The organism is Pseudoalteromonas sp. MMG012 (assembly GCF_018100875.1).
GTDB classification, from domain to species: Bacteria; Pseudomonadota; Gammaproteobacteria; order Enterobacterales; family Alteromonadaceae; genus Pseudoalteromonas; species Pseudoalteromonas aurantia.
Genome location: NZ_JAGJEF010000073.1, coordinates 1 through 25,950 on the forward strand (window position 1 = coordinate 1; position 25,950 = coordinate 25,950).

Consider the following 25,950-nt stretch of genomic DNA (forward strand, 5'->3'; position numbering starts at 1 on the left):
AGCTCGTAATTTGAAGCCCTGAAATCAGTTCCGTTTCTTCACCATTAATGTTTGTATCTAAGTGAGAAGCTAACGCCTCACTTTGTAATTCAATGCACATTATATTTTCGTATGCTTTGTTTCTATCAATTGAACTTAGTGTTGCCCCTTGATAAACATGTAAAATAGTGGCAGCCAATTGCTCTGAACAAGTATTAAGCTTTGAAATACTTGTATCTGTTAAAGCCCAAGTGATTTTCGTAACTTCAATTTTAAAAGCCCGTTCATTGTTAAATTGTTCATACTCTGATTGGACCAAAAATACGCATGCGAATACCAAGCCGCCAAATAATAATTTGTCGACTACAAGAAGTTTAAGTTCGTCAGAAAAGTTTTTTATATCCATGGTGAATCCTTTCTCATAATTATTTTAAAGTTTAGATAAAGGAATCAAGTACTGCACGTAAAGCAAACAGATTATCGAAGAAAAGTCGTTTTTATATTGAATGACGTAAAAGTAAGTACCAAATCAAGAAAGCATCCGGGTAGCTTTCAATAAATCTCACAGTCCCTAAAATCAAACCGTAACACAGCTGTATTATTTATAAAATATTAATAACACAAAGACCCTTTAGTATTATTTTTGTTCAATTAACTTAAATAAAAAAAGGAATGATCATGTTAAAAAACACACTCGCAATGAGTCTTGCTACAGTCCTACTTTCAACCGGCGCTTTAGCTGCACCAGAAGATCGCGCACCCGAGATCTGTTGGTACGAAAACCAGCAAGTACAAGTACATACGGTTGAATGTGAGTACGAAGTTGCTTTTGAGTACTATGGTTTACCGTACTTTCACTTTAATAGTAACCCAAGCCGTAATTGCCCGACTAAGTACTGGCGTAAAGTGTCTTTAGAGAAAGACCTAAGAATAAAAAGAACATTTACGCAAGAAGGAAGCATGCCTAGCTGCGGAACGCGATGGATGTCACATACATGGGAAAGCTATTACCCAGTAAACGGTGAGCAGTGCGAGTATTGGTGGCGTGAAGGTAAGAATGTAAGAGGCGATGTTGATACCCATACAGTAAAAACTGAAACTCGTCGTGTTCGTGTATGTGAGCCAGCGTACTAAGTAAGAAATATATAAATAACGTATTTGCGCAACGATTTCAATCGTTATAAAAAGTTGATCCGCTGACATTTTGCGGATCTTTTTTGTCAATCACAATCATTTCAATACTCCCTCCTTAAACATAAATGCAAAGTCTATCACCCTACTGGTCAACCACAGTAATCGCAGCGCTGGAGCATTAGAGAGAGTATACCTTTGAAATGCTGCACTGTTATGCTTTCACATTCTCTTCACACCTTACTCCCTAACATTGTGTACTCGACGTATTCTAGGGGTATAAATGTGATAACCAATTATCAAAGACTGGTCATAATAACTTTACTATTTATTTCACTCAATGGCTGCAGTGTGATCAACATTTTAAAGTTACACAGCGCAAATGATGATGTAGTGCCAACCTGGCACGCACAATTGAACCAGATTAATATCAAAACTGATTATATTGGCGAAAAAACGTATGTTTACGGCAGTATCAATGGCGTTGATAATTTCAAGTTTATGGTAGACACAGGCGCTTCATTTACAGTGCTGTTTGATACGCCAAAAGTTCGCAGTTTGAACTTACCAAGAGGCTACGATTTAGAATTAAGCGGCTGGGGTGACCAAGAAGATAGCAAAAGTTATCAAACGACTATGCGCTCTTTAAGGTTTGGCGATATCGAAGTTCAGGGTTTTCAAGGCGCATTTATCAAAGCAAGCAAGACTCATTATTTTCAACGTGAGGATGAGCTAATTTTTGATGGCGTTATTGGTCATGATTTAATGCGTCATTTTGCTTGGACATTTAACAAAGAAGCGAAGCAAGTGACCGTATCAAACAGCCCTACAATTGCAACTAAAAATACATATTCTCTCCCGTTCGATATTTTCATGAGTAAACTATACGTGGAGGGAAGAATTGACTTTGGTCAGGGTCATATCGCTAAAAATGACGTCATTATTGATACTGGAAGCCGGCATTATTTCAAACTCAGTGCACAATACCCTATCAATAACGATTTAACACTTCCCAACGCCCAAGTAACTGGAGCAGATATCGGTCTCAGCGGAAAAGCCGAGCATCAACGCGTTACACTCCCTAGCGTGAGTTTTGGTACGTTGACTTTGCCAAACGTCAGAACAAATTTAATTGAACATGTAGATGAGGAAGACTATTGGGTCATTGGTAATGGCATATTTAATCAGTTCATTACAACTGTTGATTACTTCACTGAAACGTTATATTTAACTCCCTTAGATAATCGCCCTATCACGTCACGTTATAACCTAATGGGGTTAGAAGTACGAAAGTTACTCTCGGGTGAATTTTTGGTACGCTACGTTATGCCTAATTTACCTGGGCAATATGCGGGGATAAAAGTAGGTGATGTTATTACTCACTTAAATAAAGTGGCTACAAAACAGATTTCAAAAGATCAATGGCTGACTTATAGCGCAACGCCAGCAGCATATATGGTGTGTATAAAACAAAAGCAATGTGTCAATCTTACAAGTCGTCACATTACTGGGTATTCGATACCGTAAATTTAATTAATAAATGATCGCAGGAATATTTAGACAAGTCATACCAGATGCAATATATGACTTGTCTAGGTAAGTTCGATTAGCTATTCCTATCCCCACCCCCAGCTCAGTACTGCGGTAAAAGCAATAGCGCATGTCATTTGACGCAGCGCCATTTTTATCGCGAAATGCCAACGCATTTCTCGAACAATCGTCAGCAAAGATACAATGCACGGCAACATCACGCCAGCAAGGTAAACCGCAGACAATAGCTGAACATCCGACATCCCAAACACTTTTAAGCTTTGTGATGCACTATCAATTAAACCAATGGCCAAACCATCTTTTCGGACTGCCCCTAAAATCACAGCAATTGCCGCACCTTCAGGTAAATTAACCAACGCCATCAGTGGCGCAATAACCTCTGTTAGAAATCCGAAAAAACCCAACCAAGATAAAAACCCTGCGGCTAAACAAATACCAATAAATAACGGAAAAGCGGTAGTAAAGAATTCTTTTATAACACCGAGCATTTCAGATATCGCAAACTGCAAATTAGGGGGTTGTAAAAACCCTCGATTTAATAAGTTCGCTGATACGGCTGCTCTGCGCTGACTTTTCGATGTCGTCAGTAATAAATATAGGCAAGTGGTTGCTGCAAGTACCGCCAAATAAGGTAAAACTAAATACGGTTTACCTGCTGCTGAAAATACCGCGATTGTTGCTGGAAGTTGATAAGAACATGCCGATCCAAAAGAGATTGCTGAGACACATGTTCCCCGAGTACAACATGAACAATGACGAGTTTGAATAATTGCGGGCACATTGCACCCAAATCCCATAATCACTCGTACAAGATCTCGTCCACTTAGCCCGAGCTTCTGCATAAATGGGTCTAAACTAAACGAGAGTCTATCAACCAGCCCAGTTGTTTTATACAAAGCAATAATGGCAGAAAAAACCAATACCGTTGGTAGTGCATATAATAAAAGAAAAGGCAGCATCGACACAACGCCATAGTCCCCCAGCAACATATGATTAAGTACATCCGGTAAAGTACCTGTGCGTGTTTTTAGCCAATTAGCACCACTTTCAACGAAGGGGTAAAGCCAATCGGCCAATGCATTTGCATTCACCACAGACACCCAAGCGGGAAGAACAAGTAGCATGAAACACAGTAACGGCCCTATCAATGGTAATTCAAAAAATGCCCTTCTTGGTATGACTGACCAATTTGCCGTTAAATGAGGTGGTTGATTCGGAAACTTATTAGCCCCTTTTAGTGCCGTTGCAAGTTCGAGTAATTGATCAGGCAAAACACGACGATTATCTACTGTGATCCACTGAAGCTGCGTGACCGATTTTAACCGTGCTATTTCTTGGCATACATCGGGGCGGTGCCTCACTTTATCCCAGTAAGTAACAACAATGATACCAACCCGACCCTGTATTAACGGCCATAGGTCGGTTAGGTCACTCAGTAAATCAGTTGATTTTACCATCAAAATAACTTGCTTGCTGGTATGTAATCTTTTTAATACTTGAGAGGTTATAACACTGTCCATACGGGTTTGAATGCCTGGCGTATCTATTATCGTTTGCGCGTTCCAATCATAACTTTGGCAGAATAAAGAACTTCCTTGTAAATTACTGCTGGTCGACTTTTTACCGACTAAGCTCTCTATAAATGCGGTTTTTCCAACACTCTCTTTACCTATCAATAACCAATTACTGTCTAGTTTTTTTTCCGGATAATAGGTTTCAACTTCAATCCGTTGGGTCTTCAACAGAAGCACTCCTGTTCCACACAACAATTTAGATCATTTAGTATCATCCCCGCTTTTTTGTAATGTCGAAATATACTCATATCTAAAGCCAGTTCTTCGCCAATAACACTACATGGTGCAAAAAATCGGCCTCTAAATTTATAGATGAAACATAACAGCGTGGGATCGTGATACAAACGTGACCCCGCTAAAAACAAGTTTCGCACTTTACTTGATTCATCAAATTTATTAACTAATGGATACCCATTTGCCTGATAATCAAAAAGCTCTGCAACAGGCCCTAAATTAATATCAAATCCAGTGCAATTGATAGGTGGAAAACGGGAGGTTAGCACTTTACCGCAGGTGGAAGTAACCACATACTGTTCAGCTTTTTTTTGTACCGAGGCAACGTTAAACTCCTCATCTAGCTCAACCTGATCCAAGGAGCTTAAATTAGCTAAACGCTCTGCCGTATAAGGTGACAAAACCATACTTGGGTCGTATGAATCTGAATTATTACCTATAAAATCCAATACCGTTACTTTATTCCCCTCATTCGCTAAGTTGTATGCTGCATCAACCCCACTCTCATATCCACCAATGACGATGTATGCTCCCTGCTCCTTCTCATTCCATCGTTGTATCTCACTATTATGTATACATAATGACGCTCCACTAAATGCATTTACGTTCGGTGTATGAAACTCACCACCAGCCCAAATAATGAAATTACAACGGATACTGAGTGAGTCAGTTTCCAGTAAAAACCCCTCTTCATCGGTTAAATTTACAACGGACTTCAAACGTGTTTGTGTATTAACTTTAATGTCGTAGTGCTGAGTAACCAAATTTAAATATTGCGCGTACTCTTTACCATTTAGGTGCTCTTTACCGGTACTAAAGGCGGGTGATGTGTCAGGTGTAATGGCGTTCAAATCAGTTTGATGGTATCCATTAGAAGGAAAAGAAGGCGTAATGAAGCGCATACTTTCAGGCCACTTTAAGAAAGTTTCCCCTATTTCCCCCAGCTCTAAAACAATTAACTCCCCCTCCTCTATGCCCATTTGCTTAAGTAACGCCGCGCAGCCTAAGCCTGCAGGGCCAGCACCAACAATGACAACTTCAGTTTTTATCATAGTGATCTTCTCCTAAAAAAACAAACGTTATAACATAACAATATATACTGATAAGAATGAGAATTCATCTCTTTTAAGATACAAGGTCAAATAAGCGTATAAAATGTATCGAAAAGCTTCTATATCAGTGACGCAACTCCACTAACGACAATAACGTAGGTGAACAAAACACACTAAAAAGAAGGAAAAACCACTAAATAACTATCACCCAGAGTACCTCAACATTAATCAACCTATTGATGCCTAAAGTGCTGAATAACTCAGTCCTTACACCTCATTACAGTCAAAATAGTTGTAAAAAATGCAGTATATGTACTTATGAGTCAAAGTAACCTCAATGCTTTATAGATGATGCCGAATACATCCATTTTGAATGAATTTTATAGTGCCCCTTCTCGATGTACTGCCATTCCTACTGCTGTAAAACATTAACTAAGAGCTCATACCAGATAGAAATAACAAAATAATATACAACGATAAAATGTTAAATTTGTAAACTAATTAAATAACACGTTATAGGTAATCTCTTTGACTTATTCTGTTGTTGTATTTAGTACATTTTCAATGTCCCCGTTATACGGTTAAAAATTAAAAAATATAAGCTTATTTTTCAGAAACCTAATAAGAAAAAATTAAACTTAAAATATATTCAAATAATTACTAAGAACAAGAAAGAACATGTTTTTTTAATCAGTGATAAGTTCATCGCAATTCATATTTAGCACGAAAAGCAAACAACACGCTCATTGTGTTAAAAGCGCTTGAGCGCAAACATTTTTAAACTCACTTATTTAATAAAAAGAGAAAAAACATGACTCAATTACACTTCTCATTGGCAAGCTTGGCCCTCGTAAGCTTACTGGGTGGATGCTCCGGCAGCTCTGAAAACACGGTTGCCTCTGCTACCCCAGAAAATAAAGGGATCACTAAACAACTGCCACAAACCGATAGCTCGCTCGCATCAAAGTCAACTATCTCTCTCAAATACAATCCACTCGCTTTAAACGCAACGCCCTCGAGCTTAATGCTTACTAAAGAGCAAGATGGTTCCTTTGCAATCAAGGTCATGGCTGGGTTTAAGGTTGAGCAAGTATCAGGATGTAATGCTAAATTAAGCGCTCAAAAAAACGCAATTACACTTAATGGTACAAACCAAGATTGTACCATTACCATTTTAGACAAAAAAATAGTCAATAAAGTCGCAATTACTAGCACAGTAACTGGGTTAGGCGAACTTATTGGTTTACCTGAATCAATCGCAGCAGGCAGCGCCTTTACATTCAATTCTCAAGCTCGCTCGGGTCATCATATCGGAAGCCTCTCTGGGTGTGGCGTAACAAGAACAAACAAAAATGCTTGGATAGTAAAAAATGCCACAGCTCCGTGCCATATTACTGCGAAATTTGAGTCTCAATTTCAAGCACCCGACGCATTACTAGAAGTCATTAAGCTACCCATTGTTGTACACGCATTAGACAGTGCAACCACCGTTATTACTGATTCTCAAATCCGCGCCCAACTTGTTCGGTTGAATAGAAATTTTAGAGCACAAAGCGCGAGTCAGGCAATTTCAACATTTGGCGCAAAAAAGCTATCACACAGCATGAAAGACAGTGGCATTCAATTCTACTTAGCATCTAAAACGCCCTCAGGTGAAGTAACTTCAGGTATCAATCGTGTCGCTCACTCGACGACAACTGAGCCGTTCAGTAACAACAAACCAGTGTGGGATACATCCCGTTACGTTAATGTCTGGGTAGGCGACCTTGATACTGAAACTGGTTTTAAACTAAGTAAAACTATCAAAACGCAAGCTGGCTCTGATGAAAAAACGGGCATTATCATCGACAGCAGCATATTCAATACCCAAAAAGCAAAACCTGAAAAACACAACCCCACGATAGAGCAAAAAACACCGTTACACGCTACGCCCAAAACAGTATTAACCCATGAAGTAGGTCACTTCCTAGGATTGCATGGTTTTGTTGTTGATAGTCCAATTACTCCGCCTTGTGATATGCCGACCAGTTTCCGTGACACCTGTGCAAATGAACAATTGTACTTTAATTTTATGCGCGAGAGTGCTTCAGATGAGCACAGAAAAACATTCACGCAAAGCCAAATACAGCGCATGAGAGATACGCTCACTCAAGGCAACCTCAAGTCTTTATACGATAACTCATTAGCGCTTTAACCCACATCGCGTTTCCACTTATCACTGAACATTAGGTATTGAAATGAAAATTAAGAATGACGATCACTTGTTCTACGGAGCCTTACTTTTGGTCCTTATATGCATATATGTCATGTATGACGCCGACTCAGCATTGAGTTGTTCGGTTGGCTCGTGCTTTTAAGCGTAAGCGTCATCGCCAAGCGTGACTTTCAAAGTTAAAGCCAAACCACACAGTGAAGTATTTACTTCACTGTGCATGCGCTTTGTAAAACACGATTATTACTGTTTGCTGCAAAGAGAAACATTCAGAGAACACATTTTATTTAACCTCCGGTTTGGATAAGAGTTTTGGAATAGAAAATGTTTTGAAAACAAGCTTACGTACAACCCAATGATGATATTTTATTCAATATCAAGGCGCTTTTATGCAGTAATAGCAGGCTATTACAAATGAAAGCAACGCCGAGAGTGAGAAAAATAGCTTTATTGGGCAAATTCGCTTATCCAGAATTTAGGTTATTTATTAAACACTTAAAGAAAAGCCATATATTCATTCTAGTATGCAATGAACAACGTTTGAGCGGCTTTTGTTTCCAAATAGAGGTTAGAATGAAACACAAAAAACCATGTCAATTTATACTGTCTGCACAAAGCTTACTATTGCTTAGCTTAGGTGCTGTCAGCCAATATACACAAGCTGATGAGCTTATTTTATCATCGGGCTTGTCATTACAAACTGGTGATACCATTGTACTTAAACCAAAAAATGCGCAACCAAGTGATTTTGTGTGTCTTGGACGTGAGAGCAACGGGTTAGTCACGATTGCAGTACCCGATTACAGTGGCCTTCCCTCAAACTTGCGAGGTTTTTACAACCCTTGGTGTAAATTCAACGTAGAAATAGTGGATGCACAAAGTGGTACCCTCAATCTGAGGGTACATCAAGATACCGCATCTCAATATGCAGGCCGTTATTTGAAACGGTATTACCAAGATAAACAGTACGTCTCAATTACACCTGGTTGGACACCCGATGCTTGGTCAACATTTACAGTCTCTTCTAAAGGCAGTGACTTAATTGAAATGCAGGCTGAAAATGGGCATTACGTTACCGCGTCAGGCCGTGCTATTAGTGTGGCGAACACAGGTGAACGTCAATTTCATTTATATACTTCAGCCGTCGATGTTACCGATGGTGCCCCTGTTGAAGGTGAGATTATAACTCCTGACATCTCCCTGTCTAACGCTCGAATTTACATGGCCAGTACGCTAGAGGGATACCCAAAATACAGCAACAAAGATGGGTATGGGGAATATCAGCTTATTAATGAGCAAAACAAAGATACACTGAGTATTTTATCTTTTGAGCGTCATCTGGCGCCGAACCAATCAGGAGCGACACTCGCTTTTGAATATAAAAGCTGTAATGCCGATGGCAAACCGGGCGTTTCCTCTATGCAAATGTCATCATTTGGCATACGTCTTGGTGCAACTACGCCGAAAAGCCTCGAAATTAAGCCTCAATCAACCATTGGCCCTGTTCACAGTGACAGTGCAAATGGTATTGAGATTTTCTTCAGAGATACCTTCGGCCGTATGATAGGTGTATGGGGGCATAACCCAAGCGTCGATATCCGTAACTATGTTGATACTGATCTGCAATACACCAATTGCCAATTTCAAGAAGTCACTCTGCACATTAATACCAACAACGCACTTTCACTCAGCATAGGCAAGCACAGTATTTTAGACAAAGTGCAACTCACTGATGAACAAGTTGCGAATATATACTCGCACCCTGTCACCTTTTTCGCGGGCAGCCAAGCTGGTCTGCCACAGCAAAGTAATAGCTATACGATTCGCAATGTTCGTTATGAAGGCATTGACGCAATTTTCACCTCAAATTCTGACCACAATAGTCCATCGAACACTCGTAATAACAAGCAAAACCCCAGTGAATTTTCATTATTAATCACCTCAGATGATGCGCCGACAACCAGCAGCCTTTTTTTACCGCCTTTAGAACACGCCGAATTTGGCTTTGAATTTGATTATCGTATCTGTCCTGCACACAATACAGTCAAAACTGAAGTCGGTTTAGCATTAAGTCTTAATCAAAGAGACATCATTGCAGCCTACAAACAAACCGATGTAACCGCCCTTGATCCTGAATCATATGGCCTACTAGGTGCCAATAAAGCACAAGGCGTTGCGCTGCACGTTGGGGTAAATACCAGCGCTAAACTGATTGATACCAGCGACCTGAGTACTATGAACTCAGGCGCAAATCAGACCCTTGTTGGTGATTGTACTTGGCATTCAGCGGTCATAGGGACCAAAAGGGTCACTGACGATGTATCTGATACCTTTGCATTTGGTTTGTATTTATCAGCAAACGACGCAGATAGCGCATACGGTAAAGCAAACCCTGATTATGCTCTATCTGTCATGCATAATCTAAGTGCTGATACGGTGTATGAATTTTTATCTCAACCCATCGGCTTGCATGCGGGCAGTAAACACTTTACTGGAAGTGTTGATATTCGTAACTTACACTATACGCAAAATTTGCGCATTGATGAGCCTCACGAAAACCTCACAACCACACAGACTATATTAAATGTTGCTGAAGTCTCGTTCAAAGAAGACACCGATGCAGACAAAGTCGCTAATTGGTTTGAAGACTCACGCTTTAACATCAACACGAAGCCAACCCTACAAGGCACCAACATTGATAGCTTTAAAGGCAATTTACAAGCGACTGCAAAGGGGCTATTTACGCATTTCAATCAAAACCTCACGCATGAACAAAAAACAATGTACCTTTACTACCCACAGTTTGTAAAGATGTTTCAAGGGTTGCAATTTAATACCAAGCAAGCCACGCAACAGCTTGGCGGTCACCCTAAAAGTCGCGGAAATTTATGGATTAATGCGGTTGGTGCATACTTGAAAAAACTAAAAGCACATCGAGTTAACAATGACAGTATGGCTAACCTAACAAAGCAAGAAAACCTAGGTAGAACCATTTACTTAAAAACAATTACCCCCTATATAAACATGTCTGTTGATACGCATTCAGGTGGCATAACGCTTGCTAATGTACTCACGCGTGACATCATTGATAGCTACTTTAGCGGTCCCTTCTTGGCTTATTCTGGGTTTGGTAGAGTATCCGATAGCGCTAAACATATTTTGCAATTCACACGCTTTAACGACATCGCGGCGCGCCAGTATGGTGCTGGCAATTTTCCAATACCAACCGTTAAAAACCCAGATTACGATTGGAAAAATGAACAAAACTGGCGACTTTTCCACCGTGCTGAAGTCCCTGCAATGTGGGCTTTCTCTGCTGTGGGATTAGATGTCTATAGCTACAGTAGTAGAGCCAGTGGTACCACATATCGCGAGTTTCTAGAAGCCAAAGACGCCGCACTAGAGCAAACCGTGGCGTTTTACAAACTCAACGGTCATAACGGCGATAAGTTATATGCAGCAGCTCAGCGTGCTATTGCTCAGTATCAACAAGCGTATTTACCAGGTGCAATGAACGCTTATGATCCACTTGTTAGAGCAGCGCACTATGTGCGAAACGCGTATAAAAACGAGTTACTTGACCATGTTGATGGGCAACTTGCCTCGGCATGTACTGCCAGCGAATTTGATTATGAGCTCGTCAAGAATTGTTTCTATCCGCAACTACAAGCTGATTTAAATAAGGTAGCGCACATTCGTCAACAAGCAATTAGCGATTTTATTACTCAAAAAGGCAGCAAAGGTTATTTTGGCCAATTTGCCGACTGGTTAATGATTCTACTGCCTGTTGCAGAAGAAATTCGCGCCATGGATTTAGTCAGTACACTCAGTGCAGCGCTTGAAGAAGAAGGAATGTCAATGAGCTCTTTTACTGAGGAAGGCATTGCCACTTTGGAACAAGAAAGTGCAAGTTTAGAAAGCTCTCTTGTCGGTAGTGAAGCCACACAAGAGATCAATTTTGCCGCCTTTTGCCCTATTTAAACCGGAGAATAACCATGATTAAAACACTACTTGCAGTATCAACGTTCATAATTTATTCAGCGAGTATCTATGCCCTAGACACACAAACCCATATCATTGATGGTAAGTCGTTTACGTATGCGTCAGATTTAAGTGAAGAAGCAAAAACAGCGCTGTTTGAACGCTTTGCAAATACCACGGCGAATGTTGAAAAAAGCACCGCAAATACGGCTTATATTAATGATGTTTTCGCTTATGAAGACTCAGGTGCAGCGGTGACCACCCTCGCGGAGTATGAAAACTCATTCCCAGAAGCGAGTAGACTTTTTGGTCGCCTCATTGCTCAATCTAAATCAGCGATTGCCAAGTATACGCAAGACTTTACAGCCATTAACAACTATGCCCGTACGGGGGTCCCTACCGGCCCCAATGGTGTAGCGGCTGATCTTGCTAACACACAGATGTTTATGAATAACTTAGATACAGGGCTACAACATTTACCTAAATATACGGGTACAAGCTATCGTTATACGCAAGATTTCGGTATTGGCAATAAACTCGCCAGTGGCGAAGTTAAGGTCGGTGACGTGGTGGCAGACAAAGCCTATCAATCCACCTCTAGCAATCTAAACTTTATGAATGCACCTCAAGCTGAACAATTTTATGGGAATGCCGATGATCTTGTTTTTTACGAAATAGAAGGCCAAAACGGTCGGTTTTTACCAACCAACTTCACCTCTGGTGGCGTTGCTAAAAATCAATTTGAAGTACTGTTTCCAAGAAACACGGCATTTAAAATTGACGGCTATTCACAATTTAGAAAAACCATGACCTCCGGCGGTATCGCTAAAGAGCGTAATGTCACATATGTAAAAGTCTCTGAAATAGAGTCTAACCCTGAAATTATGGAAGGTGCACTGGCAAGCCACAGTGGTGAATTAATAAATGCGCCGAGCTGTGTAGAATAATCAAGTAAAGTCGCAGCTGGATAACTTACCCAGCTGCGCATTAAAACCTGACTTCAGTTACATCCAGATTATGTTAGTCAATGAAAGCATGCGTAGTCTTCCATACCGAAATCTCACCATTGATAATTTGGGTTGATTAGCAACACAAATTGAAAAGCCAAATTTTACATTTCGAGTATCTTTGGATTATTGTTGTAATCGCAGCGATTCTATAACTTTGGCATCGACCCAATAAATATCTGCTTTCTCACCGCGAGATCCATACGAACGGTGAAAGAAAAAATATTTGCCATCAGGTGTCACACTACCATACGAATCTTGATGTTTTGAATTTATCTTATCTCCTAAGTTTATCGCAGCGCCCCAGGTACCATCTGATTGTTTGAAAGAAACATATAAATCATTATCACCATAGCCTTCTTCTCTTTCACTGTCCCAAATAATATACGACTCATCTGAAGCAATGAATGGATGTGCTGTCCATTTACCGGTATTTATTTCTTTACTCACAGATTGAGGTAACGTTCGTTTGCCATCGACCAGCCGAGAATAGCGGATATTCCCTATTTCAGTTGCCTCATCGAAATAAAACGTGCCTTTAGATGACGCCGTCAGACGCATGATAGGCATATCATCAAAAGGAGCCCCTAAGCTTTTCACTTCAGACCAACCAGACCCAACTCGCTCTCTGTACGTTTTCCCCAAATGTAAAACTTGACCATCTGTAGAAATAAATGGTTGTCCAGCTCGGGGCGGTAAAACAGACTCCACCCACTGATCATCTTTATACTGAATGAAAACCAATGTATTCTTTTTATACTCTCCTCCTCTTCTTCGAAAGTAAAACTCTTTTAAATCAGGAGAAAATGCAGCAGCGGCTGCTCTGAAGCCCTTTTTTATCAGGTTCGGAGCAAAAATTTTAGGCGTCAAACCTGGAGGCTTTTGCCCAAGATAGATGTTTTCTCTAACAGGGGCATTATTCTTACTGTAACTATGACTACTCACCACAATGGCAGAAACCAATAACACCGATGAAATATAACTATGTTTCATAATGTACCTTTAATTTGTAACCAGTAAATTCTCTAATTTCTAAATAACGGCCGTATTAAGCTTCAGCGTTTTATACTCGCCGCAATAATTAACTGATAGCTTTAAACAGTAACTATAACGGGATCATTATTTTTAATTTTGATGTTGCCGAGGTTGCTATATAAACTACGGTTTAGGCCTTAAACGCTCAATCACTTGGGCATCTACCCAGTAACTTTTTCCAACCCAATTGGTACTGCCGTCTTTTCGAGTTTGCCACTCTCCTCTAGAGAAAAATAAATACTTTCCATCATGAGTCACGCGTGGTGAGCTTTCTTGTAGCTTAGTATTGATTTGAGGGCCCATATTCATTGCTGGTAACCAAGACCCGTCTTCGTGTTTAAAGCTGATGTAGATGTCTGCTTGGCCATAGCCATCCTTTCTCACTACATCCCACATCAGGTAAGATTCGTCCGGTGCGATATAAGGGTGTGCAATCCATTCTCCCGTATTTATCTCTGCGCCCAATTTTACGGGGGAGTTATATTTCCCATCGATTAGGCGTGAATAACCCAGATTGCCATGTCCTTTGTCTTCTTTTTTGAAAAAAGCAAAATAGTAGGTCCCGCTAGGTGACAGTGAGATGCCATGAGCTTGATTTTTTAAGAACACACCTTGCTTTTTAGCAGCCGACCACCCCGTGTCTGTCCGTTCTCTGTATTCCCTCCCACCATATAAGAGATTGCCATCAGCAGAGAATTTTGGCCATCTGATATCGGTTTCAACTTCAGGCCCCCAGCGATTGTTTATATATTGGGTAACAAAAAAGGTGCGCTTTTTATATTTCCCATTTTTGCGAGTGAAATAAAACTCAGTCATATCAGGTGTAAACGTCCCGCCTTCGAATCGCCCTTGTGGTGATACAACTTTAGGGTCAAAGAGTTTTGGGACCAAACCCGGTGGCGACTCACCAAAATAGCGCTCTTTTAAGTCCAGTGGTGTGTCTTTACCATGACTAGGGCTACTCACTGCCATAATTGAAGGTAATAAAATAGCGAATATGCCAATACGTTTCATAATGCTTCCCCTAACTTGAAACCAGTGTATTTTAGCGACCATCTTGAAATGACTTTTGTTAATATCATACTCAATATGATTGCATCGATGCTCAAATTACGCCGGTCCATATCAAAACACTTGACGTCCTAATGACTTTTAGATGATTTCACTTAGTCAACACCAAATAAAACTTTTCGCCACGAAGAAATTACACATAAGTCCTTGTTATAAAAATTTTAATTTTAATATTCTGAGTACCTATTCAACTATACTGAGCAACATAGTTTAAATTTCGCAGGTTCTATACACTTTAAAAACACACTATTGAACCACCTTATTCCTAGATAAAGTTACGGTATTGAGCCTAAAAACCACTCAGCTTTAAGCTAAAACACGCTCACTTTTATACCAAAAATATGTGCCGCAGTTCGTTTCAAGTAGCGCTATTATTTATTGATTAAAGGGCTTAGTTTGACTGAACATGACAGCCTAAATATCACAGGAAGTATATAGAACTTAACTTAAGGTAAAAAATATTTGACATCAACATATCAAGTAATCTAGGCTATACCTATGTTAAATATTTTTAACTTCAGGTATAAAATACATGACTAGATCAGCCGCTTTAAAAGAATTTTTGCAAAGTATCAGTTTTAGAGAACTGACATTGAGTATTGACTTATTGGTCAGTACTTACATTGGCTATTTCTATCTAAAAAACGTGTTTTCAGCTAGCTCAGAACAACTTGCATCACCGGTTTGGCTATCTGAGCTGTTACTGCAAGTAATTATTTACAGTATTGTACTCATGGTGATCAGTTATATCGTACTGGCCTTCATCAGCGATGATGAGCTTGAACAACCACTTGATGTGCGCGAAAAACAAATAAGCTTAGTTGGATATAAATACACCACGTATATATTACAAACAGGAATATGCATTGCAATCTTTCAATATCAAGCGCATGCGCAAGGGTTTGGACCGTCTATAGAATACAATATACCTTTTTTGCCATTACATATCATGGTTTGCGCCTTTTTATTGGCGGAAATAACCAACTACGCGACACAACTCTACAAAGGACGAACCGGAGCTATTTATGGCTAGTGGCGTTATTACCAATTCAATTCGAACTCTGCGCTTTTTAAATAATGAAATGACGCAAAAGCAACTGGCTCAGGAAATCGGCGTAACACGTCAAACCGTTATGGCGATTGAGGCCAATAAATACTCACCATCGCTTGAAGTAGCATTTAAAATTGCGACGGTATTTAAGTTACCACTAGAAGAGATATTTCAATATCAACACTCTAGTGACTAATGTTTTTGTAAGCTCTGAAACGGTTGTATATGCAAATAATCATATAAGCAGCTCAGCTGCTCTTATGAACACATGACTTCTCTCTCAATTGATTACCTCAATAGAGCATAAAATGTAGGAGATGAGATATTCGTTATTCATAATGCCATCAGTCGCTAGTTTTATTGATAATACATACTTAGTAGCTTTACCCAGGGCAAGAGCATGAATAAAGGCTATGAATTCAATACCTTTTCAAGGTATGCTGTGCTGCGCATCGCTTTCTTCTGTTTTGCATAGTATTACGATGCAAAGAAAGAATTAGCGCTTTTGAACTTTCTCCATGACAACAGTTAAAAGCAAACCAAACCTTTTTTACCACCTAATTATTCACTATATTTATTAGTTAACATTGCTCAGTAGTTAAATGAAATAAACTGATAAATAGCCAGCTATTTTAAAGTTTCAGCCGCTGCTGTATTTGTTATTTTTTTAATGAGGTAAAGTCATCAATCAGTTCTTCTAACTCTTTTATTAAATGACGGCGTTGCTTCTCAGACAAACTCTGATAAACCTCAGCTAAAAACTGATTACGTTGATGTCTATTGTGGGCAATGCGCTCCGCTAACTCCGCACTTCTAAACTGTTCAGGCTCTTTAAGTAACTTAACCAAACCAGTTTCAAATTGTTTATCTGTACTAGGCTTTGCCAATATGGCCTTGAGTTGAGCTTGATAATTGGTTCGGTATTCAGCTCTCAAGTCAGCAGTCGTCTGCTGTTTGTCGTACAATGCGACTATCAAGTCTTCTTGCCTGTCATTGAGGTTACCTAACCAACGTTCTAAATTATTTTCTTGGTCATTCAGCCACCGTTTTTTACGTTTTTGTACCGAGCGCTTTTGACGCTTTTTTATCGACTTTAATTCTGATTCAGCCAACTCAGAAAAAAGCGTGTTCACTTGCTCTTGAGTTAACATGGGTGCCATTGCAGCCAAATCAGGCGCTAATGTATCTCTGACTCGATACCAATGCGCGCGCAATCTGTTTTGGTGAAACTCTATGCGCTGCACAGACATGTTATCGGCTTCAACATCTGCTTTTATTTCATTAAAGTGAGCAATATATTTATCAAGTTCCTCGGCTTTGTGCCAACTTAACCAAAGCTGTAAACGTTCATCAAAACGCGCTTCTTGATCATCCGTCAATGAAATATAGTCATCTAAATACCAATAGGTGAGCCAACTTGCATTTCGGTATGCGAATTTAGTAGAACACCCCGCAACTGTTAATAACGCAAGTAATATAATTATTTTTCTCATTGTTAAGCCACTCGAAGCATTTTATGACTTCAGTTTATACGCCTACTTAGCAAAAACAGATTAAAAAAGTGTTTAAAAGTATTACAAAATATTTATGAATAAAGCATTGTGACTACAATAGTTTCATTGTAGCGCTTCAGTAGTATGCTCAGAATAAGAAAACCAATCAATGAATCTACAAGCACAAAGTACAGCTTTAATTCAAAGGGCATCCCTTTGGTCGTCAATTTAAGTTTGCTAAAAACGGCGTCAATTTCTACTTGACCCTCTCATAAAGCAAGCTAAAGTTAATTTTGTGCACACTGATGTGCCACTTAATCTTCAATTTATAAGGAAATACCATGAAGAAATTATTTTCAACTGTCGTTGTCGTCTCGTTTGCTATAAGCAGCACCCTTCTTAGTTCGTTTAGTTTTGCCAGTGATATGATTGCTGTCTGTAATGCATGTTCTGAACAACAAATGCAAAACCGTGCAATTCAATATGCTCCCAATGGTGGTAAAGTACATGTTATTGATATACATAATAATAAAGTGAGCGCTTATCAAACTGAGCGTGAAGAAGGCTTGGTCATGTATTGGGCTATTCCTGTAAAAGAGTCTATTAGAGCGGGTGTAACACATGTTCGAAACGCCAAAAATACAATTGAAGACTTAGCTCAAGGTAGCGTAAACATCGAGCATTTACGGCCATTTTTAGGGGCGTATTCAGATATTAATACGGCTCATACAGTTGCTAAGTATGCACCACAAAAGGCAGCGATTAAAACAGCACTGAGTGACTACTTTACAGGTAATATAGCCGGTGCCATTACGTCTGCATCAGTCAGTTTAGGCACCGCTATAGTAAATCAAGCGCTTACAGTTAACCTCGCGGTTAATGTGCACTTTCCTAGCGATGGTACGACTTATGCCTTTATGTTTAAAGGTATAATAAAAAACTTAAATGGTGACGTGTCGGTCATGTTTGAGCCCATTATTGATTCAGGGCGAGATAAAGGGATCCGCTTACACGAATCACATAACTATACCGGCTACAGAGCCAGAGGTGCAAGCGATGCATTGCAACGTATTCTCAACCACATGCTCGCATCAGGAGTTGCCGTAACCCTAAACGGTAACCCGCTTCCAACAGGCACAGTCACCATCACCGATGTTGTATGTAGCAATGAACCTGGTAAAGGTTGTAATGCGACAGAATAAACGTGTGAACTTCACTCGATAAAATAAGTGTCCAGTTAAGCTGGCTGTTTACTTTAAGCAGTAAGGGGGTAACTTATCGTTACTTCATTATCTGACCAATCATGGGCTGTATGTTTATCTACTTTCACACCCATGTGGTAATAACATAGGCAGCTATTTCTACAAGAGATACGCGACTCGATGACTTCGCTAAACTACCTTCAACTCTTAACTTTTCCATCAGTGAACTTCCAGCCTCTAGTTCAGTGTAGAGGCTGGGAGTCAAATGTTCTGGTGAGGTTAGATTACAATGACTCTGAACCTGCTAATTCTTGTGGGTTAAACTGGTGATTGTGACTATTCCACTTTGATGTAATACCAATATCATAACCGTAGATAAGTGTCACTCGAACCCAATCTTTATTTAATGACTCTGGGTAATTTTTAATTATGATCTGAGCCAATTGTTTTGCGACATCAGAATCATCAACGTTATTTTTATATAGGAACGCCCGAGTATTCACATATGTCGTTGTTTTGCTACCTGAGTCAGATGAGTTAAAACTAGTTGAGCCTTCTGTTACTCCTGCATATTTTACTAATTCGTTGTCGTTTATTGCCTGCTGAGTTACTAACAAACCTTTGAAAGGTTCCGATTTAGCTATGTCAGAAGTAAATACTGGTACTAGGACTGAGGTGATGAATAACCCTGCAACTACAGCTAAGTGAGGTCTCCACACTGAAGGCAATGTTTTAGAACTCACTCCCACGTTTACCACATAACTGCCTACCGCAAGATCATGTAATGACTGTCGTGTTACACGGTTAAAAATATATAAGTAAGAAATTGAAAATAAGCCACCAAATATAACAAATGATAACGGGTACATTAAGTATGGGCTCAATGCTTCGTTCGTGATCTGTACTCCACTAAGTGAAAATGGAACTGTGAGGAAGCTATACCTCAAGAAAGACTTAGGTAGGCTAATGGTTGAACTAGATGAATCCACGACTTTGATGTTTAATATTTTCTTACCAATTGTTTGGCCATTTGAAAAAGAGCTATTCATAACGCCAAAATATATAATTGATATAGTAAAACCAATTAACTTCCCCCAACCACCAAGCTGAACAAAGGTATCTTCCAGAAATAACCCTAAAACATACCCCAAGACGCCTAAAATCAGAGTGTCAATAAATAAGGCCCCGATTCTTCGCCAAAAACCACAAACCCATTTTTCTTGTACTTCTTGCAAAACTTAATCCTTACTACATTATTTAAAATCTCTATGATGCACTTGACCGATGAGGTGCTGGTAATCTTTACCCAGAACGGCATAGAAAGCCATCCCTATTATAAATACAAAACTCGATATGTTCCCTCACACTAACCTGCACCCACCTATATTTAAAGCTCTGTCCCGCTACCTACATATGACTATCCACAGCACATAAAAAAGCACGGCGTACACACCGTGCTATCAAATTGTAATTAGGCGTTGCAGAAAAATTAATTTAAGCATAGATTGATCTTGTCACCTTAATGACTCACATGCATGCATAAACAATGGCAAACTCGCCTAACTATACCATAAATCTATACGTGTATTTCTATCTAGTAGCAAAATCCACAGCCAACTACTCAGTCTCTTTTATAACTTGGCTAAACTCCATCACAAACTTAGCCCCTTGCACTGTAGGTTGCGCAGACACTTCACCTCCCATCAACACGGCAATTGAGTTATAAACAATATTCAGACCAATCCCCAAGTTACCATCTTGAATACCGGAGGTATAAAACGGCGTGAATATTTGACTTAACTGATCATTTTCTATGCCTACCCCGTTATCTTCGTACGTTATTGTTACCCAACCCTCTTTTACGTCGATGGTTATGTTAATTTGGTTGTCACTTCTTTGCGAAAACCCGTGATGAACTGAATTATCAACGAGTTGATCCAAGGCATTTAATAATAATTCTGGGTACCCCTCGATGTGCACGGTGTCACCCTCAATATTTGTCGTTACTCCACACTTATATTTACCTAATAGTCCAGCAAGCTTATCATTAATAAACGCACGTAAATCAATCGATGTTGATTTCATCCCTGTTAATGTTGTTGCAATTAATTTAAATTTCTCAACTAAACCTGCTGCCTTGCTACTGTTGTTTCTTACCAAGATTAATGCGTCTGCAGATTGTTCAATAAAGTCAGAAAGTATTTTTTGCGTTAACTTTTTCTCGTTTATTGCACATTTAATGTATTGCAGACGTTCGGTCACTATAGACGTTGAAGTCACCACAATACCAAGGGGGTATTCAGTTGATGTGCCATCCCAGACACTATGATTGTCAATGCCGAGAGCTTTTCCGCTTCAATTAATTGCTGCTGAGTTTCTTTAAGTTTTTTGAGTGTTTTCGCCTGTAACTGATTTTTCCCACGAATTCTATGAAGAAAGAAAACCAATAACCCAGCAATTACCACTGCGGCCACAACAAAAAGTATAAACTGACGCTTTATGGCTTTATTGCTCAACTCTCGAATGACATTTTCTTTAGTTAAATTAGCAATATCGAGTTCTTTACTGGTTACATCGACTTCAGCAAGGTAGTAAGCAACACTCACTTTAGACTGCCATTCAGAAAGCGTTACTTTCACATCAGCATATTGTTTGGTTGCCTTTAACGCCAAATCAAACTGCTGCAACTGTGTATAAATTGACGCTTGCAATAAATAGGCTTCAGCTAACGATTTATGACGCTTAAATTTAATCGCCATACTAATTGATTGCTTAACATCTTTCAGAGCTTGCTCATATCGTTCTAGATCCAACAGAAGACGTGCTTTTTCTATTATGGGCGCGATACTGTAAGACAAGCTATCTGACTCTTTGGCGATATTTATTGCGGTGTTCAAATGGGTAAGCGCATTATTTACTTGCCCGCGTTGTCGATATATTTTACCTAGGTAATAATGTGACTCTGACGAAAAGTAATTAAAGTTGATGGCTTTTTGTGTTTCAAGCGCATCCTGAAAGTGTCTGTAGGCTAGCTCAGTATTTCCTCTTACAAAAGCAGCTTTACCTAAATTGGTTAACGCAAGACTGCTCATCGGGTCGTCTTTTCGCTCAAGTGCATCTTGATAAAACAAATCAAAATAATGCTCAGCTTGCTGCAAATGTCCCATAGCTAGATAAACAGTACCAATATTGTTCTCTGCTAATCTAATATCAACATCTCGTTCATTATCAATAGAAATTCGATAACCATCGAGGTAATGCTCAAGGGCAAGTTCATACATTTCTATTCGGTTGAAAATAGTGGCAGTTAATCCGTAATAAAAAAACAATAAAGACTCTTCTAATTCTGCATCCAAAACTTTGCACTGTGCAAGTTCTCTCAATGCCTCTTCAAGGCGGTCAACCAAAACTAATGCCCATGTTTTAGCGTATTTCAACCTGATACGCTGTCTCAGAGTTAGCTTATTTCCTTCTTCCTTTTTTATTCTTTCGATTTCCGCTATCGCCTTAAGTGGGGAGTCGCCATTAAGATAGTGGATATGTTGACTAATCTGGCTAAATTCCGGTTCAGAAAACGGCGTAGAAGCAACACAAGTAGTACAAAAAAATACAATAAAGAAGCACCATATTTTATACAAAGCCAACACCATAGAATAAGCCTCACCCTTTGTAAGCATAGCAAAAGCTCACATAAAGTTTTTACTAGCTAACTCGGTGTGATTTCCCCCAAAATAAAGGCGCGGCTCATTCCTCCCACCGACACTATGTTTCGGTCACTCAACATTGAAACTCGTTGACAGAGTTTAGTTTAGTACGTGGGCGAAGTATTCACCGTAGTAAAACACCCCACTACAACTCATCATCGACACGGCCTGTATGGCGGCATACAAACTTTGCCACCTCCGTCGCACTGAGCTGGTTTCAATCCTGCCGCCCTGAGTTTGTTTCAACCTCCGTCGCACTGAGCTGGTTTCAATCTCAGTCGCACTGAGCTGGTTTCAACCTCCGTCGCCCTGAACTGGTTTCAATCTCAGTCGCCCTGAACTGGTTTCAATCTCAGTCGCACTGAGCTGGTTTCAATCTCAGTCGCACTGAGCTGGTTTCAATCCTGCCGCCCTGAGTTTGTTTCAACCTCCGTCGCCCTGAACTGGTTTCAGGGTCCATGATTTGACCCAATAAACAATATAAAGGCGCGCACATAAGATCCCTGTATTTTATATCTGCCCTTTTTATTTACTTATAAAAGTGAGTGCAAGCAAAGCGTTTGACGTCATTTTGATTAATTTGTTCATTCACGTTTTGTGACCAACACGCCTTGAAGCTATGTGCATAAATTTGACAATAGGCGCCCATACCTATGCCTAAAGCAAGATGCCGTTAACGGCACCAAGCTGACTTTACTTGTTGTATTTTATCGTTGAACCAAACTAAACCAGTTACCAGAGTTGTCTATGCCCATAGCTTCCACGCCATAAAGCTGCTCTGTCGGTGGCTGCATAAACTCCACTCCTTTAGCCACAAGCTCTTCGTACGTCTTTTGGCAATTTTCAGTTTCGAAAACACCCGCCCCAAATGCGCCCTCTTCGATCAAACTTCGTATCTTTTCGGCTGAATCTTTAGTGAACATTGGTCCCTCTTTTGGCTCTGCCAATACCAACTGAAGCTGTGAATTAGATTTCGGATATACCGTTAGCCATCGGAAATCACCCTCTACTTTCATGTCATCACCGACTTCGAACCCGAGCTTATTTTTATAAAAATCAAGTGCTTCATCCTGATTCAGTACATATATTGTGGTGTGTGCTATGGATGTGATCATCTCAATACTCCTTGTTTTAATGTCTCTTTATTCTATAGAAATAATCACAATGATATTTCTCCAATATTGCTCAATTAGTCGATTTCCCTAAAAAATTATACGCATAACATACCGGTATAGCCTGTGATGGAAAGCGATACGATTCTGCAGACAAAGCCCAAAGCTTACGACGATACACCGTAGGCGCCATACCCACTTGTTTTAAAAATAATGAAGAAAAACTACCAAGGCTTGTATAACCCACTTTCTCGCAAATTTCTGAGACACTAAAGTTTTCAGTAATAAGCATCCTCTTAGCTTGCTCGACTCTAAGACGAATCAAGAATTCGTTAGGCGTTTCTCCATAAGTATTCTTGAAGACACGCAAAAAATGGTAAGGGGACATATATGAATATGTTGCCATACCAGATAAGCTAAGCGGAGCGTCATAGTTATCAGCAATATAATCTCTGCCTGCATTCAGTCTTTCAAATTTATAGTTTGTAGCCATAAAATATACTCATTAATCTACATAAAATATAACAACTTTTTTGCTGGGTACTCTCTTCATTCTCTAGCGTTAAAATTAAGCAAGCACTCCGTTTCATACTGTCAAATTAATATAAAGTTAAAATAAATACAAATACTCATTTTACGGGAACAGGATAATCCCTTCAATAGAACATGTGCTGTTGTCGATTTGCAAAAAGTCATTATCCAACGACCGTTTACTTCAACATGCATTTAGATGTAATTATAGGGGAACTCCAATAAGAAGTTCACCACTCATAGTTGCGGGAGACAAACTTTTAAGGCAGAAAGTGTTATTGCTTGATAACGAGGAGATCATATAGCCTATTCAGGGGAGGATAATAATTTTCTAAAATGTATAGCGAAGCGAAAGCCCTGTAAACTAATAGCAGCACTGCTTTAAATCCTTGTTATGTATTTATGACACAATAATTAAAGGTGACTTTTTATAAAATTTGAATTCTATTAAATTACCTGCAGGATCATTGATAATAAATTTACCTGATTCGCTATTATCATCATTGGTTTTTTCGTTAGGTGGAAGAACAAATGGTAAAGTATCAACTTCAACCTTTTGAATAATAGACAACCATTCTGCTTTTTCTAAAATGACACCAAAATGGTCTATAGATTGAGCTTTCATAGTTTCTGTTTCTTGATGAAGAGTTAATTGGTGGCCGAAAAAGATAATATCTATCCATTTTCCTGTATCCCTGCCTTTTTTACAGCCGAGAAAGTTGACATAAAACTCTTCTGATAAACGTAACTCAGGAACAACAAATGATAAATGAAATGGGTTGCTCAATTTGACACCTCAACATGAAAAATACTTAGCGCCGCCTTAAGCGGTGAATAATAGTTGGCTAAAATGTGAAGCGAAGCGGAACCGAGCAAACTGTAAAAAGTTCCTCTTTAATTGCTTGATATATTTCTATTTCACCACTTTTGGCGGTAAATAAATAGTAAATTCATTAATCGGTTCAATTAGTACACTATGAGGGGTTTGTTGTTCCTCTTGAGTGACTAAACCTAAGCGAGATAGTAAACCAAAACTAGCAAACTTAAGGTTTGCAGAAGATACTTCTAATTGCTTGTGCCACACCCTATACGTACCTAATTTACCATCTCGACGATGATAAAAACCAGCTAAAGGGTGCGTTAGGTATACTAGACCCGTTTCTGTATCAGGGAAGCCTGACAATTCAATTTTGGAGTCTTTGGTTTGTGTTAATTCAACATTAGCTGGAGCCCAAGTGGCTTCTGTCGTCATTTTGTATTTACGGTATCTTTGTTGTGGTTCATCATATTCACATTCAAATTTAACTTCACCACTATACCAAGGTAAGTTCCAACAAAGTCTTGGTACTGCAAGTGTCCATGAATCTAAAGTTGTACCAAGAAACCAAACGCATCTCTCATTTGTTTCTTGATCGATAATATAAATTCGATAGTTTGTTTGTCCCATTGTGAACTTAGGAAATGGCATAACCGCAGATGTAAAATCTACATCGATAAAAGGAACTACGGAAATTAAAGCTTTTTCTTCACCATTAATTTTTAAAGTATCTAGTTTAAAACGCTCAGGAAAAAGCCCATCAAACCTTGAAGAATCAACTGCATAGGTGATAATCGCAAAATGTTGTAATTTACAGAGAACATCAATCCATTTAGGAGAAGGTCTTGGGTGAAGAAAATCGTTTAATTTTAATGAATCCAACGCCGAGCCATCCTTGAAATATAACGAGCCTGTAGAATTACTCGTTTTAACTTATTTTTTTATTGGTGCCTCAACCATAGCCGAGTTCCTATTTTGATTCAATCGTTTAGTGGCTTTCCACTTCGATTTTCAAGATGCTCAGCACGCGTGCATGAATACAATATGCAAAGTTGCTTACACCTGACTTGAGCCTGAAACTAACTGGATCACAATGATGAAACCAGCCGCCTTGAATAGTGCCACGATGAGGTTAATCGATGAATGTCTCGGCTCTGGCAGCCTGCTTCGCTCTACTGCCTAAATCCATTTAAGCATAGTGTTCCTGCGAATC

The 25,950-nt window shown here is 39.4% G+C and carries 21 protein-coding genes; 8 read left to right on the forward strand and 13 right to left on the reverse strand.

Annotated features, from left to right (window positions below; translation table 11 throughout):
• The coding region (locus J8L97_RS18775) for a hypothetical protein (protein ID WP_211052102.1) at positions 1-385 on the reverse strand (385 nt) is incomplete at its 3' end.
• Between the two features lie 272 nt (positions 386-657).
• Here J8L97_RS18775 and J8L97_RS18780 point away from each other — a divergent pair.
• Both J8L97_RS18780 and J8L97_RS18785 read left to right on the forward strand, forming a co-directional pair.
• On the forward strand, positions 658-1,113 hold the full coding sequence (locus J8L97_RS18780; RefSeq protein WP_211052104.1) for a hypothetical protein: 456 nt from the start codon (positions 658-660) through the stop codon (positions 1,111-1,113).
• Between the two features lie 348 nt (positions 1,114-1,461).
• Positions 1,462-2,637, forward strand: coding sequence for an aspartyl protease family protein (locus J8L97_RS18785; RefSeq protein WP_211052106.1), 1,176 nt, complete (start codon positions 1,462-1,464; stop codon positions 2,635-2,637).
• A gap of 89 nt (positions 2,638-2,726) precedes the next feature.
• Here the strand turns inward: J8L97_RS18785 and J8L97_RS18790 are convergent, their stop codons facing one another.
• Together J8L97_RS18790 and J8L97_RS18795 are read right to left on the reverse strand one after the other, a co-directional pair.
• Entirely contained in the window at positions 2,727-4,403 is a 1,677-nt protein-coding gene (locus tag J8L97_RS18790) for a nucleoside recognition domain-containing protein (RefSeq protein WP_211052108.1), read from the reverse strand.
• The gene (locus J8L97_RS18795) at positions 4,400-5,521 is read right to left on the reverse strand and encodes an NAD(P)/FAD-dependent oxidoreductase (RefSeq protein WP_211052109.1); all 1,122 of its coding nucleotides are present in this window, start codon (positions 5,519-5,521) and stop codon (positions 4,400-4,402) included. The genes J8L97_RS18790 and J8L97_RS18795 overlap by 4 nt, the downstream gene beginning before the upstream one ends.
• 811 nt (positions 5,522-6,332) lie before the next feature.
• Here J8L97_RS18795 and J8L97_RS18800 point away from each other — a divergent pair.
• From J8L97_RS18800 to J8L97_RS18810, 3 genes are all read left to right on the forward strand, one after another.
• The gene (locus tag J8L97_RS18800; RefSeq protein ID WP_211052110.1) at positions 6,333-7,715 is read left to right on the forward strand and encodes a M43 family zinc metalloprotease; all 1,383 of its coding nucleotides are present in this window, start codon (positions 6,333-6,335) and stop codon (positions 7,713-7,715) included.
• Between the two features lie 591 nt (positions 7,716-8,306).
• Positions 8,307-11,714: a hypothetical protein gene (locus J8L97_RS18805; RefSeq protein ID WP_211052112.1), complete on the forward strand. Its 3,408-nt coding sequence runs from the start codon at positions 8,307-8,309 to the stop codon at positions 11,712-11,714.
• Positions 11,715-11,728: 14 nt separating this feature from the next.
• Positions 11,729-12,661 (forward strand): ADP-ribosyltransferase, encoded by a 933-nt coding sequence (locus J8L97_RS18810; RefSeq protein ID WP_211052114.1) that lies wholly within the window; start codon positions 11,729-11,731, stop codon positions 12,659-12,661.
• 186 nt (positions 12,662-12,847) lie between these two features.
• Here the strand turns inward: J8L97_RS18810 and J8L97_RS18815 are convergent, their stop codons facing one another.
• Together J8L97_RS18815 and J8L97_RS18820 are read right to left on the reverse strand one after the other, a co-directional pair.
• Positions 12,848-13,714, reverse strand: coding sequence for a hypothetical protein (locus J8L97_RS18815; RefSeq protein ID WP_210998525.1), 867 nt, complete (start codon positions 13,712-13,714; stop codon positions 12,848-12,850).
• Between the two features lie 165 nt (positions 13,715-13,879).
• Positions 13,880-14,770: a PD40 domain-containing protein gene (locus tag J8L97_RS18820; RefSeq protein ID WP_211052116.1), complete on the reverse strand. Its 891-nt coding sequence runs from the start codon at positions 14,768-14,770 to the stop codon at positions 13,880-13,882.
• Between the two features lie 589 nt (positions 14,771-15,359).
• Between J8L97_RS18820 and J8L97_RS18825 the strand changes: the two genes are divergently transcribed.
• Complete coding sequence (locus tag J8L97_RS18825; RefSeq protein WP_211052118.1) at positions 15,360-15,860, forward strand: hypothetical protein; 501 nt, start codon at positions 15,360-15,362, stop codon at positions 15,858-15,860.
• Positions 15,853-16,074, forward strand: a complete 222-nt coding sequence (locus J8L97_RS18830; RefSeq protein ID WP_192507193.1) for a helix-turn-helix transcriptional regulator — start codon at positions 15,853-15,855, stop codon at positions 16,072-16,074. Before J8L97_RS18825 ends, J8L97_RS18830 begins: the two co-directional genes overlap by 8 nt.
• Before the next feature lie 463 nt (positions 16,075-16,537).
• Here the strand turns inward: J8L97_RS18830 and J8L97_RS18835 are convergent, their stop codons facing one another.
• Positions 16,538-17,371 (reverse strand): DUF6279 family lipoprotein, encoded by an 834-nt coding sequence (locus J8L97_RS18835; protein WP_211052119.1) that lies wholly within the window; start codon positions 17,369-17,371, stop codon positions 16,538-16,540.
• A gap of 341 nt (positions 17,372-17,712) precedes the next feature.
• On the opposite strand from J8L97_RS18835, the gene J8L97_RS18840 reads away from it, so the two are divergent.
• The gene (locus J8L97_RS18840; RefSeq protein WP_211052121.1) at positions 17,713-18,573 is read left to right on the forward strand and encodes a hypothetical protein; all 861 of its coding nucleotides are present in this window, start codon (positions 17,713-17,715) and stop codon (positions 18,571-18,573) included.
• Positions 18,574-18,857: 284 nt separating this feature from the next.
• Here J8L97_RS18840 and J8L97_RS18845 read toward each other — a convergent pair whose 3' ends face one another.
• From J8L97_RS18845 to J8L97_RS18875, 7 genes are all read right to left on the reverse strand, one after another.
• Positions 18,858-19,808 carry an RDD family protein gene (locus J8L97_RS18845; protein ID WP_247688737.1) on the reverse strand — a complete coding sequence of 317 codons (951 nt, stop codon included), beginning with the start codon at positions 19,806-19,808 and terminating at the stop codon, positions 18,858-18,860.
• 382 nt (positions 19,809-20,190) lie between these two features.
• Positions 20,191-20,853, reverse strand: a complete 663-nt coding sequence (locus J8L97_RS18850) for a HAMP domain-containing sensor histidine kinase (RefSeq protein ID WP_211052122.1) — start codon at positions 20,851-20,853, stop codon at positions 20,191-20,193.
• Entirely contained in the window at positions 20,850-22,250 is a 1,401-nt protein-coding gene (locus J8L97_RS18855; protein WP_211052124.1) for a lipopolysaccharide assembly protein LapB, read from the reverse strand. Before J8L97_RS18855 ends, J8L97_RS18850 begins: the two co-directional genes overlap by 4 nt.
• 734 nt (positions 22,251-22,984) lie before the next feature.
• Positions 22,985-23,392 (reverse strand): VOC family protein, encoded by a 408-nt coding sequence (locus J8L97_RS18860; protein ID WP_192507186.1) that lies wholly within the window; start codon positions 23,390-23,392, stop codon positions 22,985-22,987.
• A 70-nt stretch (positions 23,393-23,462) separates the two neighbouring features.
• Positions 23,463-23,882: a helix-turn-helix domain-containing protein gene (locus J8L97_RS18865; protein ID WP_211052126.1), complete on the reverse strand. Its 420-nt coding sequence runs from the start codon at positions 23,880-23,882 to the stop codon at positions 23,463-23,465.
• 438 nt (positions 23,883-24,320) lie between these two features.
• A complete protein-coding gene (locus J8L97_RS18870) occupies positions 24,321-24,707 on the reverse strand; it encodes a hypothetical protein (protein ID WP_211052128.1) in 387 nt (128 codons plus the stop codon).
• A 126-nt stretch (positions 24,708-24,833) separates the two neighbouring features.
• On the reverse strand, positions 24,834-25,619 hold the full coding sequence (locus J8L97_RS18875) for a DUF2071 domain-containing protein (RefSeq protein WP_211052130.1): 786 nt from the start codon (positions 25,617-25,619) through the stop codon (positions 24,834-24,836).
• Positions 25,620-25,950: the final 331 nt, after the last annotated feature.

Coding starts and splice junctions, on each gene's coding strand:
- J8L97_RS18780 (WP_211052104.1), top strand. CDS start 658: ATGTTAAAAAACACACTCGCAATGAGTCTTGCTACAGTCCTACTTTCA.
- J8L97_RS18795 (WP_211052109.1), bottom strand. CDS start 5,521: ATGATAAAAACTGAAGTTGTCATTGTTGGTGCTGGCCCTGCAGGCTTA.
- J8L97_RS18800 (WP_211052110.1), top strand. CDS start 6,333: ATGACTCAATTACACTTCTCATTGGCAAGCTTGGCCCTCGTAAGCTTA.
- J8L97_RS18805 (WP_211052112.1), top strand. CDS start 8,307: ATGAAACACAAAAAACCATGTCAATTTATACTGTCTGCACAAAGCTTA.
- J8L97_RS18810 (WP_211052114.1), top strand. CDS start 11,729: ATGATTAAAACACTACTTGCAGTATCAACGTTCATAATTTATTCAGCG.
- J8L97_RS18815 (WP_210998525.1), bottom strand. CDS start 13,714: ATGAAACATAGTTATATTTCATCGGTGTTATTGGTTTCTGCCATTGTG.
- J8L97_RS18820 (WP_211052116.1), bottom strand. CDS start 14,770: ATGAAACGTATTGGCATATTCGCTATTTTATTACCTTCAATTATGGCA.
- J8L97_RS18825 (WP_211052118.1), top strand. CDS start 15,360: ATGACTAGATCAGCCGCTTTAAAAGAATTTTTGCAAAGTATCAGTTTT.
- J8L97_RS18830 (WP_192507193.1), top strand. CDS start 15,853: ATGGCTAGTGGCGTTATTACCAATTCAATTCGAACTCTGCGCTTTTTA.
- J8L97_RS18835 (WP_211052119.1), bottom strand. CDS start 17,371: ATGAGAAAAATAATTATATTACTTGCGTTATTAACAGTTGCGGGGTGT.
- J8L97_RS18840 (WP_211052121.1), top strand. CDS start 17,713: ATGAAGAAATTATTTTCAACTGTCGTTGTCGTCTCGTTTGCTATAAGC.
- J8L97_RS18855 (WP_211052124.1), bottom strand. CDS start 22,250: ATGCTTACAAAGGGTGAGGCTTATTCTATGGTGTTGGCTTTGTATAAA.
- J8L97_RS18860 (WP_192507186.1), bottom strand. CDS start 23,392: ATGATCACATCCATAGCACACACCACAATATATGTACTGAATCAGGAT.
- J8L97_RS18865 (WP_211052126.1), bottom strand. CDS start 23,882: ATGGCTACAAACTATAAATTTGAAAGACTGAATGCAGGCAGAGATTAT.